This is a genomic window from Olleya namhaensis (genome assembly GCF_900114005.1).
In the GTDB taxonomy this organism is placed as follows: Bacteria; Bacteroidota; Bacteroidia; order Flavobacteriales; family Flavobacteriaceae; genus Olleya; species Olleya namhaensis.
Genome location: NZ_FORM01000001.1, coordinates 228684 through 244700 on the forward strand (window position 1 = coordinate 228684; position 16017 = coordinate 244700).

Sequence of the window (16017 nt, forward strand, 5' to 3'; positions counted from 1 at the left end):
TTAGTCTGCAATAATTTTAAAACTATGTTTCAACCCTTTAAAAGCTTCTAAATCTGCCCTTAAAGACCCCACTGCTAAATCTGCCTTGATACGTAAAGGTATTTTATTTTTATCATTAGACACCCAAAGCGTTAAACTTTCTTCTTCCTTAAAAACACGACCAGCCATTACATATGGTCTAAACATTAACGTCTCTACAGTCCCAAAGCTTGTATCTAAATTTTCTTTACCAAGGTATTTTAATTTAAAACCATAGTTTTCTTCGTCAAAAAACATGTCTAACTTTATCTCATCCCCTTCCTTAAGATTCTTAGTATCTAATTTATTTCTAAGAAAATAAAAAGTAGACACCATATCTTGCACATTAGGCTTGGTGTTTATTGTCTTTTTTGTATCGTGCTTTTTGTTATAAACTAATGCTTTTTTATTTGGTTGATCAAACTCTATTTCGATGTTTTTTTTATGTCCACCTTCATCTATATTTCTAATAAATTTGTACGGTAAAATTGTTGATTTATCAAAGTAGCTTTCATAACGATCTTCTACTTTAAAAAACCATTTAATCATACCTGTTGTCCATCCTTTTCCAACAACGTGAAATACCGGCTTACCGTTTAATGTTGTTTCTTTTACTTGAAGTGTGGCGTTACCTGCTTTCATCCAACCACTATAACTCATTTTAAATTTAAACCACTCGCCATCCTTAAAAGCAGGCTCTTGTTGCACTGCATAGGATAAACCGGCAGTAAATATGGCTATTAGTAGAAGTATATGTTTTTTCATAACTGGTATTATTACAAGACTTAATTGTTTAAGCTATAGGTTATTTATAACTTAGTTTACAATTACTATTCCAAAAATATAAAACAAAAAAATGCCATCAGTGTATTTGATGGCATTTTTTTGTTATTAAATTATAAAGTTTAATTAAAGTGTTCCTCTTTTAGCTTGTTCTCTCTCAATAGATTCAAACAATGCTTTAAAGTTACCTGCACCAAAACCTTGCGCTCCCATACGTTGTATGATTTCGAAAAACAAGGTTGGTCTATCTTCTACTGGCTTTGTAAAGATTTGAAGTAAATACCCTTCCTCATCTGCATCAATCATAATTGATAACTTTTGAAGCTCGGTAATATCTTCCTTCATCATTTCCATGTGCACACCTAAGCGGTTTGGAATATCATCATAATATGCTTGTGGTGGTGGTGGTAAAAACTCGATACCTCTAGCTTTAAGCTGAGATACTGTTTTTATAATATCATCCGTTGCTACTGCAATATGTTGTACTCCTGAACCTTCATAGAAATCCAAATACTCTTCAATTTGTGATCTTTTAGCTGCTTTTGCTGGCTCGTTAATCGGGAATTTGATACGCCCATTTCCATTACTCATTACTTTAGACATTAAAGCCGAGTATTCTGTATGGATTTGTTTGTCATCAAATGACAAGAAATTAACAAACCCCATAACATCTTCATACCATTTTACCCAAGTATTCATCTCTCCCCAACCTACATTACCAACCATATGGTCGATATATTTTAACCCTACTGGCTCTGGGTTATAGTCACTTTTCCACGCTACAAATCCTGGTAAAAATTGTCCGTTATAGTTTTTACGCTCTACAAACATATGTACAGTTTCTCCGTACGTATAAATTCCGGCTCTTACTACTTCACCAAATTCGTCTTTTTCAACGACTGGCTCCATGTATGATTTTGCACCACGTTTTGTAGTTTCTTCGTAAGCTTTTTTAGCATCTTCAACCCATAACGCCACAATTTTTACACCATCACCATGTTTTACAATGTGATCGTTAATTGGCGACTTACTATTTAATGGTGTTGTTAATACTAAACGAATCTTGTCTTGCTTTAACACATAACTTACCGAATCTCTTGATCCTGTTTCTAATCCTTTGTATGCATGAGATTGAAATCCGAATGCTGTTTTATAAAAATGCGCTGCTTGTTTTGCGTTACCCACGTAAAACTCTACATAATCTGTTCCTAAAAGTGGCAAAAAATCTTGTGCACCTTCAAATATTTTTTCTAAACCGTAGTCTACTGATTTTACTTCTTTTTTACTCATAATACTTTATATAGAAGAAAGAATAAAGCGACAAGAACAAAGACTTTAGAGCCTGTTAAGTAACTCCGTGTCAATTTTTTAAATTCTTGAATCTCTAATTTCAATCTTAATTAATTATTGTTTTGAAATCTATTTAATACTAATGTTCTAGCCACGATTTATAGTAGTCTTCGTCAGCTATTTTAAGCGCCTCCTCAGTTACCATTAATGGTTTAAATGTATCTACCATTACTGCTAGCTCATCTGTTCTCACTTTCCCGATGCTACGCTCTGTTGCTCCTGGGTGCGGACCATGTGGTATTCCTGCGGGATGCAAGGATATGTGCCCTGCATCTATATCGTTTCTAGACATAAAATCTCCGTCTACGTAATACAAGACCTCATCACTATCTATATTACTATGATTGTAAGGTGCTGGAATACTATCTGGATGATAATCGTATAATCTTGGCACAAAACTACAAACTACAAAAGCATCTGTTTCAAAAGTTTGATGTACTGGTGGCGGTTGGTGGATACGTCCAGTTATAGGCTCGAAATCATGGATTGAGAACGCATATGGATAGTTGTAACCGTCATAACCTACAACATCAAAAGGATGTGTTGCATAAACCATTTCAAAAATATCGTCTTGCTTCTTAACTTTCATTAAAAAGTCTCCTTTTTCATTATGTGTTTCTAACTCTTGTGGCTGTCTTAAATCACGCTCGCAAAATGGAGAATGCTCTAATAATTGTCCAAAATAGTTACGGTAACGTTTTGGTGTATAAATTGGTCTTTTAGACTCGACAATAAACAAACGATTGTCTTCTGTATCAAAATCCATTTTATAAATAACACCTCTAGGTACTAATAAATAGTCTCCATATTTAAAGTCTAAATTACCTAAGTGTGTGCGCAGTTTCCCTGTTCCTTTATGGATAAAGATAAGCTCATCTGCGTCTGTGTTTTTATAAAAATAATCTGTTGTTGATTGTTTTGGCGCTGCTAAAATGATACTACAATCGCTATTTATAAGGACCGTTTTACGAGACTCTAAATAATCGTTTTCTGGTTTGACTTGAAACCCTCTTAAACGGTAAGATTGTATGTGATTTTTTTTAGCAATTTTAGGTGCAACACTGTATTGTTTTCTGATTTCTTTTACCTGTGTTGGTCTATGCTCGTGATAGGAATTTGTTGACATACCGTCAAAACCTATGGTACCAAATAACTGTTCTGCGTACAATGTACCGTCCGCTTTTCTGAACTGGGTGTGTCTTTTTGGTGGTATTTTTCCTAGTTTATGATAAAATGGCATTTTTTTAGTTTTTAAATTGAAAAAAAATAACGTCTAAGAACTGTGTGACGTCTTATTAAATGCTTAACAAGGAAGGAAGATCACTCTGGATTACGCTTAATCAAGAATTTTAAATGTGATAATAAATCGCTCCAAGCTGTCTTCATAGTCTAACAAATATCGTAAATATTTTTGAGTATAGAAAGTGTTTTTTATCTCTAGGCAGAAGCTGATACGTTTTACCCTGCGTTAAGGGTAGTAATGGCATCCTTTTTTTGCTGCCACATATGGCAAAAAAAGATATAATGGATAACCTGGTTGTATTTAAGCCCTAATGGATTAAATACAAAACGCCCCATTAAAACCAATATCCCAAATTGAAAAACCAGTAGCTATCTCTAGTTTCTGGAGAGTAACTATATCTTGCTTCTATAGGGCCCAAAAACGAATCAAAAGAGTAGCCTAAGGCGTAACCTGAATATTCTGGCAACGATAACCAGTCCGTGGTGTCAAACAGCCTATCTGATACATTGGCATAGTTTGCGGTAACCATTAGGTGGTTTTTTGGAACAAATTGATAGTCTAGATTTATGCTTGCTTTGATATAAGAATCTGCTGCTATGGATAAAAAATCATACCCGTAAAACGGCTTAAAATTATTGATAAAATTATTACCGTAACCTCCAAGTACAAAATCAAGAAACTGATTGGCTTTTGGATTTATTTTAAACCCTCCGTCTGTTACTAAATTAAAAGACAAGTTATCTGTTGCTTTGAAGGCATAACCTAGCTCTGCTTTAAATATAGAAAATGGAGAAAAATCTGTTGAAAAATCTGATGAATACATATAGTAGTTGGCTTCTCCTAAAAAGAAAAGACCTTCTGTTGGGTAATACTTACTGTCATAGGTGTCAAATTTTAACTGCCCAAAGAGACTAACGTAATTACTGTTTTCAAAAACTGTTTCGTCTTGGTTATCTGTGGACAAAATAGTTTCAGTTGTTACTTTTAGTTTTTTATGCTCCACACCAAGTGACAAGGCTAAATCGTTTCTGAATAATGTTTGCAAGTAAAACTGATTGGTAAAATCTGTTAGCTCTGTATCCAATTTATTGATTCCTATATCTAAGACTTCTGACTGCGACAGGAAAGCATTGGCCACTACGCCTTGATCAAACTCGTTATACCTAGATTTTAAACCAATACTCCAATACATCCCTTTATCTATAAAATAATCAAAGTTATATCTAACATGGTCCCCGATAATTAAATCTAGAGACACCACATCGTTTTTTAATAGAAATTGGTTTTTAGTAATATTAGCTAAAATGGCACTTTTATACAGGTCATCATAGTGTAACCCTAGTTTTAAAAACGTTGTTTTTTTAGTTTCGCTTACTGTAGTTATTAATCTGTAAAAGTCATCTTCGTCTTTTTTAAGCTCGTAAAAAAAGCTATCAAAGTTATTAGTTGCTACGACATTATTAGCACCTTCTGCCAGCTCCGAGTATGCTATTTTGGTATAGGGTCTCATTTTTAATTTACCCAAAATGTAAGATCTTGTGTACTTATTTATACCGTTAGTTTCGATATAATTAATTTTTAAACTATCTGAATAGACCGTATTTACTCTTTCTATTGGCTTTTTAGTCTGTTTTTCCTTTAAGTTTTTTAAAACATCTATTTGCGCTCGAGCAGCTATTTCTCCGTTTTTTATAATTTGGTTACCGTCGTCAAAAGAAACAACGTTGAATTTTGAAATATCTGGTTTTAAATAAATATCAGTCTGTGTAGACTTGATTTTCATGTCATTTATAGTCCTGAAATTATTTATTTGAAATAATATTTGTGGCGCTGATGACAGATCTGTACGATTAGCTAAACCATCCTGAACGTCCACACCAATAATTATATCCATCCCTTTTGCCTTAAGCTCGCTAATTGGATAGTTATTTACTACGCCTCCATCAATCAAAAGCTGACCATCTATCTCAACAGGTTGAAACAGCGATGGAAAAGCACCACTAGCTCTAACCGATTGTGGCAAATTACCTTTGTCTAAAACAACTTGCTGACCGGTTTCTACATTTGTTGCTATACAAAAAAATGGGATTGGTAGTTTTGAAAAATCGTCCTGATAACTAACGTGTAACATTAATTTAGTTAATAAATTAAATGTGTTTTGTCCTCTAGATAATGCTGACGGTAGTTTTACTTTTAAGTGATCAAAAGGCAATGTTACTGCATAGCGCTCTGAAATCTCCCTTTCGTAAGTTGATTGCGCTGACCTTGGAATATTATCGGCTATTAAATTATCAAAATCTACACCTTTAAAAATAGAATCTAACTGTTTACCTGAGTAACCAGAAGCATATAAGGACCCAATAATTGCCCCCATACTGGTCCCTGCTACATAATCTACTCTAATACCTAAACTATCTATAACTTTTAAAACACCAATATGTGCAAACCCTTTTGCACCACCACCACTTAACACCAAACCAACTTTAGGCTCCTGATCTAGGGTTTCTTGCGCTTTAAGACTGCTGCTTAATGCAAATATTAATAGTATAACAATGCTTATTTGCTTCATTCCTTATGGTAATAATTATATATTTTTGCTGCTCTTGAAACTCCTACAACATCTTCTAACTCATCCAATTTAGCGTTAGAAATACGTTTTGCAGATTTAAACTTTTTTAGTAATTCTACAATCGTTTTTTCTCCAATGCCTGGAATAGTTTCCATTTCTGTATTTAACGCTTGTTTACTTCTTTTATTTCGATGATGCTCAATTCCAAAACGGTGCGCCTCATTACGTAATTGCTGAATTATTTTTAGGGTTTCCGATTTTTTATCTAAATATAAAGGAATTGGATCATCAGGATAAAATAATTCTTCCAAACGTTTTGCAATACCTATAATTGCTATTTTATTACGTAACCCTAAAAGATCTAAACTTTTTAATGCAGAAGACAATTGCCCTTTACCTCCATCAATAATTATTAATTGTGGCAATGGTTGCTCTTCTTCAAGCAAGCGTTTATAACGTCTAAACACCACTTCTTCCATGGATGCAAAATCATCAGGGCCAACAACCGTTTTGATATTAAAATGACGATAATCCTTTTTGCTTGGTTTTCCGTTTTTAAACACAACACAGGCTGCAACAGGATTAGTACCTTGGATGTTTGAGTTATCAAAACACTCGATATGTCTTGGCTCTTGCCCCAAACGTAAATCTTGTTTCATCTGCGCCATAATACGATTGGCGTGACGATCAGGATCTGTGATTTTAACTTGTTTAAAACGCTCCATCCTATAATACTTTGCGTTTCTAATGGATAAATCTAAAATATGCTTTTTATCTCCTAGTTGTGGTACCGTTACTTTTAATTGCTCTCCAATATTTACCTTAAAAGGTACATATATTTCTTTTGAATTGGAGTTAAAACGTGCTCTAATTTCAATTATAGCTAATTCTAGAAGCTCTTTATCGCTTTCGTCTAACTTCTTTTTAATTTCTAAAGTATGTGACCTAATTATAGATCCATAGGATAATTGTAAAAAATTAATATAACTATGTCCAGCATCACTAACAATAGAAAACACATCCACATTACTAATCTTTGGATTAACAATTGTTGACTTAGCTTGGTAGTTTTCTAAAACTTCAATTTTTTCTTTAATACGTTGCGCAGCTTCAAACTCCATATCTTCTGCAAACTGATTCATTTGCAATTTAAAATTGCCTAAAGAGTCTTTAAAATTCCCTTTTAAAATCTCTCTGATTGCTGCTATGTTTTCGTGATAATTAGCTTCCGTCTCTCGACCTTCGCAAGCGCCTTTGCAGTTTCCTAAATGATACTCTAAACACACTTTATACTTACCTTCACTAACCTTATCCTGTGCCAAGTTATAATTACAAGTACGTAATTTATACAATCCATTAATTAGACCTAGTAACGTTTTTACGGTTTTCATACTGGTGTAAGGCCCAAAATAATCGCTACCATCTTTTATAACACGACGGGTAGGAAACACTCTTGGAAAACGCTCCTTCTTAATACAAATCCATGGATACGTTTTATCGTCTTTTAGTAAAACATTATAGCGTGGCTTATGTTTTTTTATTAGATTGTTTTCTAATAACAATGCGTCTGTTTCTGTCTCTACAACAATATGTTTGATATTAGCAATACGCTTTACTAAAACTCTAGTTTTACCATTTTCATGAGTTTTTGTAAAATACGAACTGACTCTTTTTTTTAGATTCTTGGCTTTACCAACGTATATTATGGTGCCTTCAGCATCAAAATACTGATAGACTCCGGGAGAATCCGGTAAGGTTTTAAGCTGAATATCTAAAGCTGTATTACTCATTCTGACGTTAAAAATGGAAGATATTTGATTGTTAACCAAAGGTAATTATTTAAAAACAACTTAACGTTTATAGGTCAAATTTTAACCTAAAAATAAAAATTATATGTTTACTTATTTATTACCTTGCACCTCTTTTTAAACACTAAAAATGACAAAAAAAACCATTGGTAGAACCGATAAAATCAACTTCCCAAAGTTAGATTTATTTGAAGTGGACTGTAAAATAGATACAGGAGCCTACACCTCTGCAATACATTGCTCCAAAGTAGTTGTTAAAGACGACGGGTTACACTGTACTTTTTACAGCAAAGGACACCCCAACTTTAATAGCAAGACTAAAGTCTTTGAAGAGTACACCTTTACAGACGTAAAAAGCAGCAATGGTTTTGTAGAAAACCGCTACAAGATAAAAACAGAAGTCGTTTTTTTTGGTAAAACATATAAGATTAACTTAACTTTAAGCACAAGAGACGATATGAGATTTCCCGTTTTAATTGGTAGACAATTTTTAAAACGTAAATTTTTAGTAGACGTCGATATCCTAGACCAATCCTTTAATTATAACAAGTAACATGAACATTGTAATCTTATCTAGAAACGCTAATTTATACTCAACAGATCGTTTGGTTGAAGAAGGTGAAAAAAGAGGTCATAAAATAGAGATCATAGATCCTCTAAAATGTGACATCATTATTGAAACTGAAAAACCAACCATCTTTTATAAAGATCGTTATTTAGATTATGTAGACGCTATTATACCGCGTATTGGTGCTTCTGTAACATTTTACGGTTGTGCAGTGGTAAGACAATTTGAAATGATGAATGTTTTTACAACAGCTTCTTCTGAAGCCATTTTAAGGTCTAGAGATAAGCTAAAAAGTTTACAACGTTTAAGCAAAGCTGGTATTGGAATGCCAAAAACAGTATTTACTAACTACTCTAGAGATGTTGAGGAAGTTATTGAGCATGTTGGTGGTGTACCGGTAATTATTAAATTACTAGAAGGAACTCAAGGGTTAGGTGTCGTTTTAGCCGAAAGTAAAAATGCTGCAGAATCGGTTTTAGAAGCCTTTAATGGTTTAGAAGCTAGAGTTATTGTACAAGAATTTATAAAAGAAGCTAAAGGTGCGGATTTACGTGCTTTAGTTGTAGATGGTCAAGTAGTTGGCGCTATGAAACGTCAAGGAAAAGAAGGCGAATTTAGATCTAACTTACACCGTGGAGGAAGTGCTAACATTATAACTTTAAGTGATGCAGAAACGCAAGTTGCAATGAAAGCATCTCAAGCCTTAAAACTACCAGTTTGTGGTGTAGATATGTTACAATCTGAAAGAGGTCCATTACTTTTAGAAGTAAACTCTAGCCCAGGATTAGAAGGTATTGAAAATGCAACAGGTAAAAATATCGCAAAAAATATCATCAATTATATTGAGAAAAACACAAATAAATAAACGATGTACACAAACGACGTTTTAGAAATTTTAGGAGAAACTATCAAACCTGGTCAAAGTGCAGAAGTTAGTTTTAATGTTGCAAAATTGCACACTAGAACTCCTGTAGATGTTCCTATTATAATAGAACGTTCTAAAAAACCAGGTCCGACAATTTTGTTTACTGCAGGAATCCACGGTGACGAAATTAATGGTGTAGAGATTGTACGGCAACTAATATCCAAAGGTATTAATAAACCTAAAATAGGAACGACTATTTGTATTCCTGTCCTTAATATTTTTGGGTTTATAAACATGGAACGCGCCTTTCCTGATGGTCGCGATTTAAACCGTGTATTTCCAGGTATGAAAAACGGCTCTTTAGCTAGTCGTGTAGCCTATGAGCTAATACAAGAAGTGGTGCCACATGCCGATTTTATTGTAGATTTTCACACCGGAGGAGCCTTTAGATTTAATGCCCCACAGATACGTATAGAACGAGGAAGCGAAGATGATGATGTCATGGCCGAAATCTTTGGCGCGCCATTTATCTTATATTCTCAAAACTTAAACAAATCGTTTAGAAACGCTTGTAATAAACTAGGGAAACCTATCTTATTATATGAAGGAGGAAAATCTTTTGACCTAGACAATACAGTTACAAACACTGGTGTTAATGGTGCAAAACGCATCATGAATCATTTTGGAATGTTACGTAGACAGTTTAAAGTATCAGAACCTAAAAAAGAATGCGTTAAAATAACAGAAAGCTCTTGGCTTAGAGCTAAACATTCTGGTATGTTTAAAGCAACTGTTAAACTTGGTGTTGAAGTCAAAGTTGGTGATGATATAGGAAACATAACCGATCCTTACGGAAAATTCAACCATTTTGTCAAATCTAAACATGCTGGTTATATAATAAACATTAACCAATCCCCGATTGTATATCAAGGAGATGCGCTGTTTCATATTTCGACGGAAGTCTTAAAATAGTTTAAGATGAAAAAAGCTGACTTAAGACTAAAATATAAAGCTTTACGCGCTTTGCTTTCCCATACTGAAATTGATGATCACAGTCTTGCAATTGCTAATCAGTTATTAAAGTTAACTATTTGGGACTATAACTTTTATCATTTATTTTTAACTATTGAAACACAGCAGGAAATTAACACAGATTACATTTTAAACATTCTGTCTGGTAAGGATAAAAACATTGTTATTTCTAAAAGTAATTTTAGCAACAACACCTTAAGTAATTTTTTATTAACCGATGCTACCACACTTAAATTAAGCACTTACAATATTCCAGAACCTATTGATGGTATTCCAATTGCTAACACTAGCATTGACGTGGTATTTGTACCGCTTTTAGCGTTTGACTTAAAAGGAAACCGTGTGGGTTATGGTAAAGGATTCTACGATAACTTTCTAGCAGACTGCAAACCAGAAACTATAAAAATAGGGTTGTCTTTTTTTGAAGCTGAAGCTGAAATTGAAGATGTTTATAAAGATGACATCAGCCTAGACTATTGCGTAACACCAAAGACTATTTACGAGTTTTAATTCTCTTCATTTTTAGGAAACGCTTTTCCATTAAAAAATATTAAAATACAGAAGCCAATACTAATAGCAACATCTGCTACATTAAAAACAGGCTCGAAAAACGTAAAATAGCCTCCTCCAATTCCAGGAATCCATTCTGGCAAATACCCTTTCCATAATGGCAAATACAACATATCTACAACTTTACCATGCAAAACACTATCATACCCTTGTTGTGGCAAAAAACTAGCCACTTGAGAGACACTATCGTCAAACAACACACCATAAAATACAGAGTCCAAAATATTACCTAAAGCACCTGCAAAAATAAAGACAAGTGCTAAAATTAGCGTTTTAGACTGTTGTTTTTTAATAGTGTTTATCAACCAATAGCCAATACCAATAATTGCAAAAATCCTAAAAACTGTTAAGCATACTTTTGCTGTCCTATCTGAAATAGCCGGAATAATATCGCTTAGTTTAGTACCCCAAGCCATACCGCTATTTTCAATAAAATAAATTTTAAACCAACTAAAAAGAGCAACATCCTCTCCTAAAACAAAATGTGTTTTCACGTATATTTTACTTATTTGATCAATAAGTAAAATAACAATTATTAGTAATGATGCTTTTTTAATATTCATATAAATTGGAATGCTTTTACTATGCTAAGCGCAAGTAGAATTTACAAAACAAAAATAGACTTATTTTTCTATTCTAGTCACGATAATATTTCCGTTAATGGAGTGGCAACTTATTGCATACTTTCCATATTTAAATTGGAGTATCTCTACCGTACCTGTTTTACTAAACGCCTCGACTTTTGCTAGATTAGTTTGCACAGCAATATTCCCATCGATAGTATTAATAACCGCATCACCTAGAAACTCCTTTAATTGACAACTACCCTGATTAGACTCGATAAAAACCGCGGTATAAATCCCTACAATAGTTACGGAAGCAATATCACTTTTAACATCCAAAGACATGTGTTCCGGGACCAAGAGCTCATACTCCACAGATAATACTTTATGCGCGCTTAATTTATCGTTATCACTTACAAATAGAGGCTGAAAGGCTGATGATATAAATAATGTTTCAGCTGAAACACTATCCAAAACAACTAAATTCTGAGCGTATTCGCCATCTATTTTAACCTTCAAGGTAATTGTATCTGACGGACCATTTTTTACATTAATTTTAAAAACACCACTACCTGCTATAGTCACCGTTTTTATAGCGTCAGCACGCCACATTTTTTCTTTGCTTATTTGCGCGTAAAAAGAACTGGTAATCAATAAAAATAAAAAGGTTATTCTAATTTTCAATGGTGCTATTTAGTGTAAATGTAAAACGCTTCAATAGTAATTGAAGCGTTTTAACTTATTATATTTTAGATCTAATAAACATTAGACACTATTTTTTAATTGCTCAAAAAATTATGACTGCATATTCTTTGCTTCGATACTTAACGTTGCGTGAGGCACTAACTCTAATCTTTTAGGATTAATTAGTTTACCCGTTACGCGACACACACCATAGGTTTTGTTTTCGATTCTAATCAAAGCATTTTTAAGATCACGGATAAATTTTTCCTGTCTTATTGCTAAAGCAGAATTAGACTCTTTACTCATAGTCTCACTCCCTTCGTCAAACGCTTTAAATGTAGGCGACGTATCATCAGTACCATTATTATGATCATTCATGTAGGCACTTTTGATCAATTCTAAGTCATGCTTAGCACTTTTTATTTTTTCGTGTATTAGCACTTTAAAATTTGCTAAATCTTTGTCTGAGTATCTTACGTTTATATCTGATGCCATAATTTTAGTTTTTTTGAATAAATAGTTTGGTATTTACATCATCAAAAGCAATTTCTATACCACTATTTAATTGATTAATAATTTTTAGATCGTCTGTTAAGGTTTCAGCCTTAATATACTCTAAATTAGCTTGTACTGCTTTCACAATATTTTCATCTTCTTGAAGCTGAACAGAAATTCTATCTGTAACTTCAAAACCTGAATCTTTACGCAAATTTTGAATACGGTTTACCAACTCTCTAGCAATTCCTTCTTCTTTTAATTCTGGCGATATGGTTACATCTAAAGCAACGGTTATACTACCTTCGTTTGCAACTAGCCAACCCTCAATGTCTTGAGACGTAATTTCTACATCACCACGTTGTAATGTAATACTTTTTCCATTACACTCGACATCGATCTCTCCTTTTTGTTCAACAACTTTAATGTCCTCTGCAGTCATCTTAACAATCACACCTGCAATTGCTTTCATGTCTTTTCCAAAACGTGGTCCTAACGCTTTAAAATTGGGTTTAATTTGTTTTACTAATATATCTGACGCATCTTCTAAAAGCTCGATATCCTTAATGTTTACCTCATGCTTTATTAAATCTGCAACTGCTAGAATTTCTTCTTTTTGTTGTTCAGAATCTATCGGAATCATTATTTTTTGCAACGGTTGACGCACTTTTATTTTTTCTTTAGCTCTTAATGATAATACTAAAGACGAAATAGTTTGCGCATTTTCCATTTTGCGCTCCAACGACTTATCAACAAATCTAGCGTCAAATTTTGGAAACTCAGACAAATGTACACTCTCAAACGTTTCTGATTGTGTTGTTTTTGTTAAGTCTATGTAAAGCTTGTCCATAAAAAACGGAGCAATTGGCGCACCTAATTTTGCTATGGTTAACAGGCATGTATATAATGTTTGGTATGCCGAAATTTTATCTGTTTGATAATCTCCTTTCCAGAAACGTCTTCTACTTAAACGTACAAACCAGTTACTTACATAATCTTGTGTAAAGTCAGAAATAGCTCTTGCTGCTTTTGTCGGCTCATACTCGGCATAATACTGATCTACTTTCTGAATTAAGGTATGTAGTTCTGATAATATCCAACGGTCTAACTCAGGTCTATCTTCTAATGAGATTTCCGCTTCAGCGTAACTAAATTTATCTAAATTAGTATATAAACTAAAGAAAGAATACGTGTTATAAAGTGTTCCGAAAAATTTACGTTTTACTTCTTCGATACCATCTAAATCAAATTTTAAGTTGTCCCATGGATTTGCATTAGCAATCATGTACCAACGTGTTGCATCTGCTCCGTAAGTATCTAAAGTTTCAAATGGATCTGTTGCATTACCTAAACGCTTAGACATTTTCTGTCCGTTTTTATCTAACACTAATCCGTTTGACACTACGTTTTTATAGGCAACCGAGTCAAATACCATTGTTGCAATAGCATGCAACGTATAAAACCAACCCCTAGTTTGATCTACTCCTTCCGCTATAAAATCTGCAGGAAAGGCTTCGTTATTATCAATTTTTTCTTTGTTTTCAAATGGGTAGTGCCATTGCGCATAAGGCATTGATCCAGAATCAAACCACACATCTATTAAGTCACTCTCGCGTTGCATTGGCTGCCCACTTGGAGACACTAATACGATACCATCTACAATGTTTTTATGTAAATCTAGCTTAGCATAGTTTTCTTCGGAATTGTTTCCAACTTCAAAATCTTCGAATATATCCTTAGCTAAAACACCAGCTGAAACTGCTTTTTGCATTTCGGCTTTAAGCTCTTCAACAGATCCAATACAGATTTCTTCCTTACCATCTTCTGTTCTCCAAATTGGCAATGGAATACCCCAATAACGCGATCTAGATAAATTCCAATCGTTTGCGTTAGCTAACCAATTACCAAAACGCCCAGTACCTGTTGATTTAGGTTTCCAGTTAATGGTATTATTATTAGCTACCATTTTTTCTTTAACATCAGTAACTTTAATAAACCAAGAATCTAATGGGTAGTATAAGATTGGCTTATCTGTACGCCAGCAATGTGGGTAACTGTGCTTATATTTTTCTACCTTAAAGGCTTTATTTTCTTCTTTTAATTTAATTGCTAACTCAACGTCTATTGATCGTTCTGGAGCTTCGCCATCATTATAATATTCATTCTTAACATACTTACCACCAAACTCACCCATTTCTGGTCTAAAACGTCCTTGTAGATCTACAAGAGGCACTAAGTTTCCATTATCGTCTTTTACCAATAATGGCGGTATTTCTGGCGTAGCTTGTTTTGCTACCAAGGCATCATCTGCTCCAAATGTTGGTGCTGTATGCACGATACCTGTACCATCTTCAGTTGTTACAAAGTCTCCAGCAATAACTCTAAAAGCATCCTCTGGATTATCATTTGGTAACGCATATTGAAGCAGTTGTTCGTATTTAATACCAACAAGGTCTTTTCCTTTAAATTCTTTTACAATAAAATATGGGATTACTTTATCACCACCATTATATTCTGAAAGATCTGCTTTAGCTTCTACTTGATTAAATAACTTTCCGGCAAATTGCTTACCAACTAAAGCCTTAGCCATAATTACATTAATTGGCTGAAAAGTATATTGATTATATGTTTGAACTAAAACATAATCTATTTTTGGCCCAACAGTTAACGCAGTATTACTTGGTAATGTCCAAGGTGTTGTAGTCCATGCTGTAAAATGGATATCGCCTTCGTTTTGCAAAAAGTCAGGCAATGTACTTTCAATAGCTTTAAATTGTGCAACGATAGTTGTATCTGTTACATCTTGATATGCACCAGGTTGGTTAACCTCGTGCGAGCTTAGTCCTGTTCCTGCTTTTGGAGAATACGGTTGAATTGTATACCCCTTGTACATTAGCTTTTTAGAGTAAATCTCTTTTAAAAGCCACCAAACAGTTTCCATGTATTTAGGCTCGTAAGTAATATATGGATCTTCCATATCTACCCAATACCCCATTTTTTGAGTCAGGTCATTCCAAACATCCGTGTAACGCATAACTGCTTTACGACAGGCTGTGTTATAATCTTCCACCGATATAGTTTTACCGATATCTTCTTTGGTAATACCAAGTTCTTTCTCTACACCTAATTCTATTGGTAAACCATGCGTATCCCAACCAGCTTTACGCTTAACTTGGTAACCTTTCATGGTTTTATATCTTGGAAAAATATCTTTTATAGCACGTGCTAAAACGTGGTGTACACCAGGTAAACCATTAGCTGAAGGTGGTCCTTCAAAAAACACGTACGGCTCTGCATTATCTCTAGTTGATACACTTTTTTCAAAGATATTATTGTCTTGCCAATACTTAAGAATTTCTTCTGCTACGTTTGGTAAGTTAAGTCCTTTATATTCAGGGAATCCTGCGCTCATTTTTTCTGATTTCTATGTCGAGTTGCGAAATTAAGGAATTCTGTTTAAAACTCTGAT

The 16017-nt window shown here is 33.8% G+C and carries 13 protein-coding genes; 4 read left to right on the top strand and 9 right to left on the bottom strand.

The window, feature by feature from the left end:
* The 5 genes from BMZ09_RS00980 to uvrC form a co-directional block, all read right to left on the bottom strand.
* The gene (locus tag BMZ09_RS00980; RefSeq protein ID WP_090836689.1) at positions 1–783 is read right to left on the bottom strand and encodes a DUF3108 domain-containing protein; all 783 of its coding nucleotides are present in this window, start codon (positions 781–783) and stop codon (positions 1–3) included.
* A gap of 144 nt (positions 784–927) precedes the next feature.
* Complete coding sequence (hppD, locus tag BMZ09_RS00985) at positions 928–2091, bottom strand: 4-hydroxyphenylpyruvate dioxygenase (RefSeq protein ID WP_090836691.1); 1164 nt, start codon at positions 2089–2091, stop codon at positions 928–930.
* 139 nt (positions 2092–2230) lie between these two features.
* Positions 2231–3391: a homogentisate 1,2-dioxygenase gene (locus BMZ09_RS00990; RefSeq protein WP_090836693.1), complete on the bottom strand. Its 1161-nt coding sequence runs from the start codon at positions 3389–3391 to the stop codon at positions 2231–2233.
* 337 nt (positions 3392–3728) lie between these two features.
* Positions 3729–5963 carry a patatin-like phospholipase family protein gene (locus tag BMZ09_RS00995; protein ID WP_090836695.1) on the bottom strand — a complete coding sequence of 745 codons (2235 nt, stop codon included), beginning with the start codon at positions 5961–5963 and terminating at the stop codon, positions 3729–3731.
* Positions 5960–7753, bottom strand: coding sequence for an excinuclease ABC subunit UvrC (uvrC, locus tag BMZ09_RS01000; protein WP_090836697.1), 1794 nt, complete (start codon positions 7751–7753; stop codon positions 5960–5962). The genes BMZ09_RS00995 and uvrC overlap by 4 nt, the downstream gene beginning before the upstream one ends.
* A 148-nt stretch (positions 7754–7901) precedes the next feature.
* On the opposite strand from uvrC, the gene BMZ09_RS01005 reads away from it, so the two are divergent.
* From BMZ09_RS01005 to BMZ09_RS01020, 4 genes are read left to right on the top strand one after another with little or no spacing between them, the layout of a single operon-like run.
* Positions 7902–8324: an ATP-dependent zinc protease family protein gene (locus BMZ09_RS01005; RefSeq protein WP_090836699.1), complete on the top strand. Its 423-nt coding sequence runs from the start codon at positions 7902–7904 to the stop codon at positions 8322–8324.
* A 1-nt stretch (position 8325) separates the two neighbouring features.
* The gene (gene rimK, locus BMZ09_RS01010; protein ID WP_090836701.1) at positions 8326–9204 is read left to right on the top strand and encodes a 30S ribosomal protein S6--L-glutamate ligase; all 879 of its coding nucleotides are present in this window, start codon (positions 8326–8328) and stop codon (positions 9202–9204) included.
* 3 nt (positions 9205–9207) lie between these two features.
* A complete protein-coding gene (locus BMZ09_RS01015; RefSeq protein ID WP_090836703.1) occupies positions 9208–10176 on the top strand; it encodes a succinylglutamate desuccinylase/aspartoacylase family protein in 969 nt (322 codons plus the stop codon).
* Between the two features lie 6 nt (positions 10177–10182).
* Complete coding sequence (locus BMZ09_RS01020; protein ID WP_090836705.1) at positions 10183–10746, top strand: 5-formyltetrahydrofolate cyclo-ligase; 564 nt, start codon at positions 10183–10185, stop codon at positions 10744–10746.
* Here the strand turns inward: BMZ09_RS01020 and BMZ09_RS01025 are convergent.
* The 4 genes from BMZ09_RS01025 to ileS all read right to left on the bottom strand — a co-directional run bounded on the left by BMZ09_RS01025 (position 10743) and on the right by ileS (position 15960).
* Positions 10743–11369, bottom strand: coding sequence for a lipoprotein signal peptidase (locus BMZ09_RS01025; RefSeq protein ID WP_090836707.1), 627 nt, complete (start codon positions 11367–11369; stop codon positions 10743–10745). The genes BMZ09_RS01020 and BMZ09_RS01025 overlap by 4 nt on opposite strands.
* Positions 11370–11429: 60 nt before the next feature.
* Entirely contained in the window at positions 11430–12053 is a 624-nt protein-coding gene (locus tag BMZ09_RS01030; protein ID WP_090836709.1) for a hypothetical protein, read from the bottom strand.
* A 111-nt stretch (positions 12054–12164) separates the two neighbouring features.
* Positions 12165–12548, bottom strand: a complete 384-nt coding sequence (locus BMZ09_RS01035; protein ID WP_090836711.1) for a TraR/DksA family transcriptional regulator — start codon at positions 12546–12548, stop codon at positions 12165–12167.
* 4 nt (positions 12549–12552) lie between these two features.
* Positions 12553–15960: an isoleucine--tRNA ligase gene (gene ileS / locus BMZ09_RS01040; protein WP_090836713.1), complete on the bottom strand. Its 3408-nt coding sequence runs from the start codon at positions 15958–15960 to the stop codon at positions 12553–12555.
* Positions 15961–16017: the final 57 nt, after the last annotated feature.

What these genes read in the sequence shown, in the direction of transcription:
- BMZ09_RS01025 (WP_090836707.1), bottom strand. Translation starts at nt 11,369, where the DNA reads ATGAATATTAAAAAAGCATCATTACTAATAATTGTTATTTTACTTATT.
- ileS (WP_090836713.1), bottom strand. Translation starts at nt 15,960, where the DNA reads ATGAGCGCAGGATTCCCTGAATATAAAGGACTTAACTTACCAAACGTA.
- uvrC (WP_090836697.1), bottom strand. Translation starts at nt 7,753, where the DNA reads ATGAGTAATACAGCTTTAGATATTCAGCTTAAAACCTTACCGGATTCT.
- BMZ09_RS00980 (WP_090836689.1), bottom strand. Translation starts at nt 783, where the DNA reads ATGAAAAAACATATACTTCTACTAATAGCCATATTTACTGCCGGTTTA.
- BMZ09_RS01020 (WP_090836705.1), top strand. Translation starts at nt 10,183, where the DNA reads ATGAAAAAAGCTGACTTAAGACTAAAATATAAAGCTTTACGCGCTTTG.
- BMZ09_RS01005 (WP_090836699.1), top strand. Translation starts at nt 7,902, where the DNA reads ATGACAAAAAAAACCATTGGTAGAACCGATAAAATCAACTTCCCAAAG.
- BMZ09_RS00990 (WP_090836693.1), bottom strand. Translation starts at nt 3,391, where the DNA reads ATGCCATTTTATCATAAACTAGGAAAAATACCACCAAAAAGACACACC.
- rimK (WP_090836701.1), top strand. Translation starts at nt 8,326, where the DNA reads ATGAACATTGTAATCTTATCTAGAAACGCTAATTTATACTCAACAGAT.
- BMZ09_RS00995 (WP_090836695.1), bottom strand. Translation starts at nt 5,963, where the DNA reads ATGAAGCAAATAAGCATTGTTATACTATTAATATTTGCATTAAGCAGC.
- BMZ09_RS01035 (WP_090836711.1), bottom strand. Translation starts at nt 12,548, where the DNA reads ATGGCATCAGATATAAACGTAAGATACTCAGACAAAGATTTAGCAAAT.
- BMZ09_RS01015 (WP_090836703.1), top strand. Translation starts at nt 9,208, where the DNA reads ATGTACACAAACGACGTTTTAGAAATTTTAGGAGAAACTATCAAACCT.
- hppD (WP_090836691.1), bottom strand. Translation starts at nt 2,091, where the DNA reads ATGAGTAAAAAAGAAGTAAAATCAGTAGACTACGGTTTAGAAAAAATA.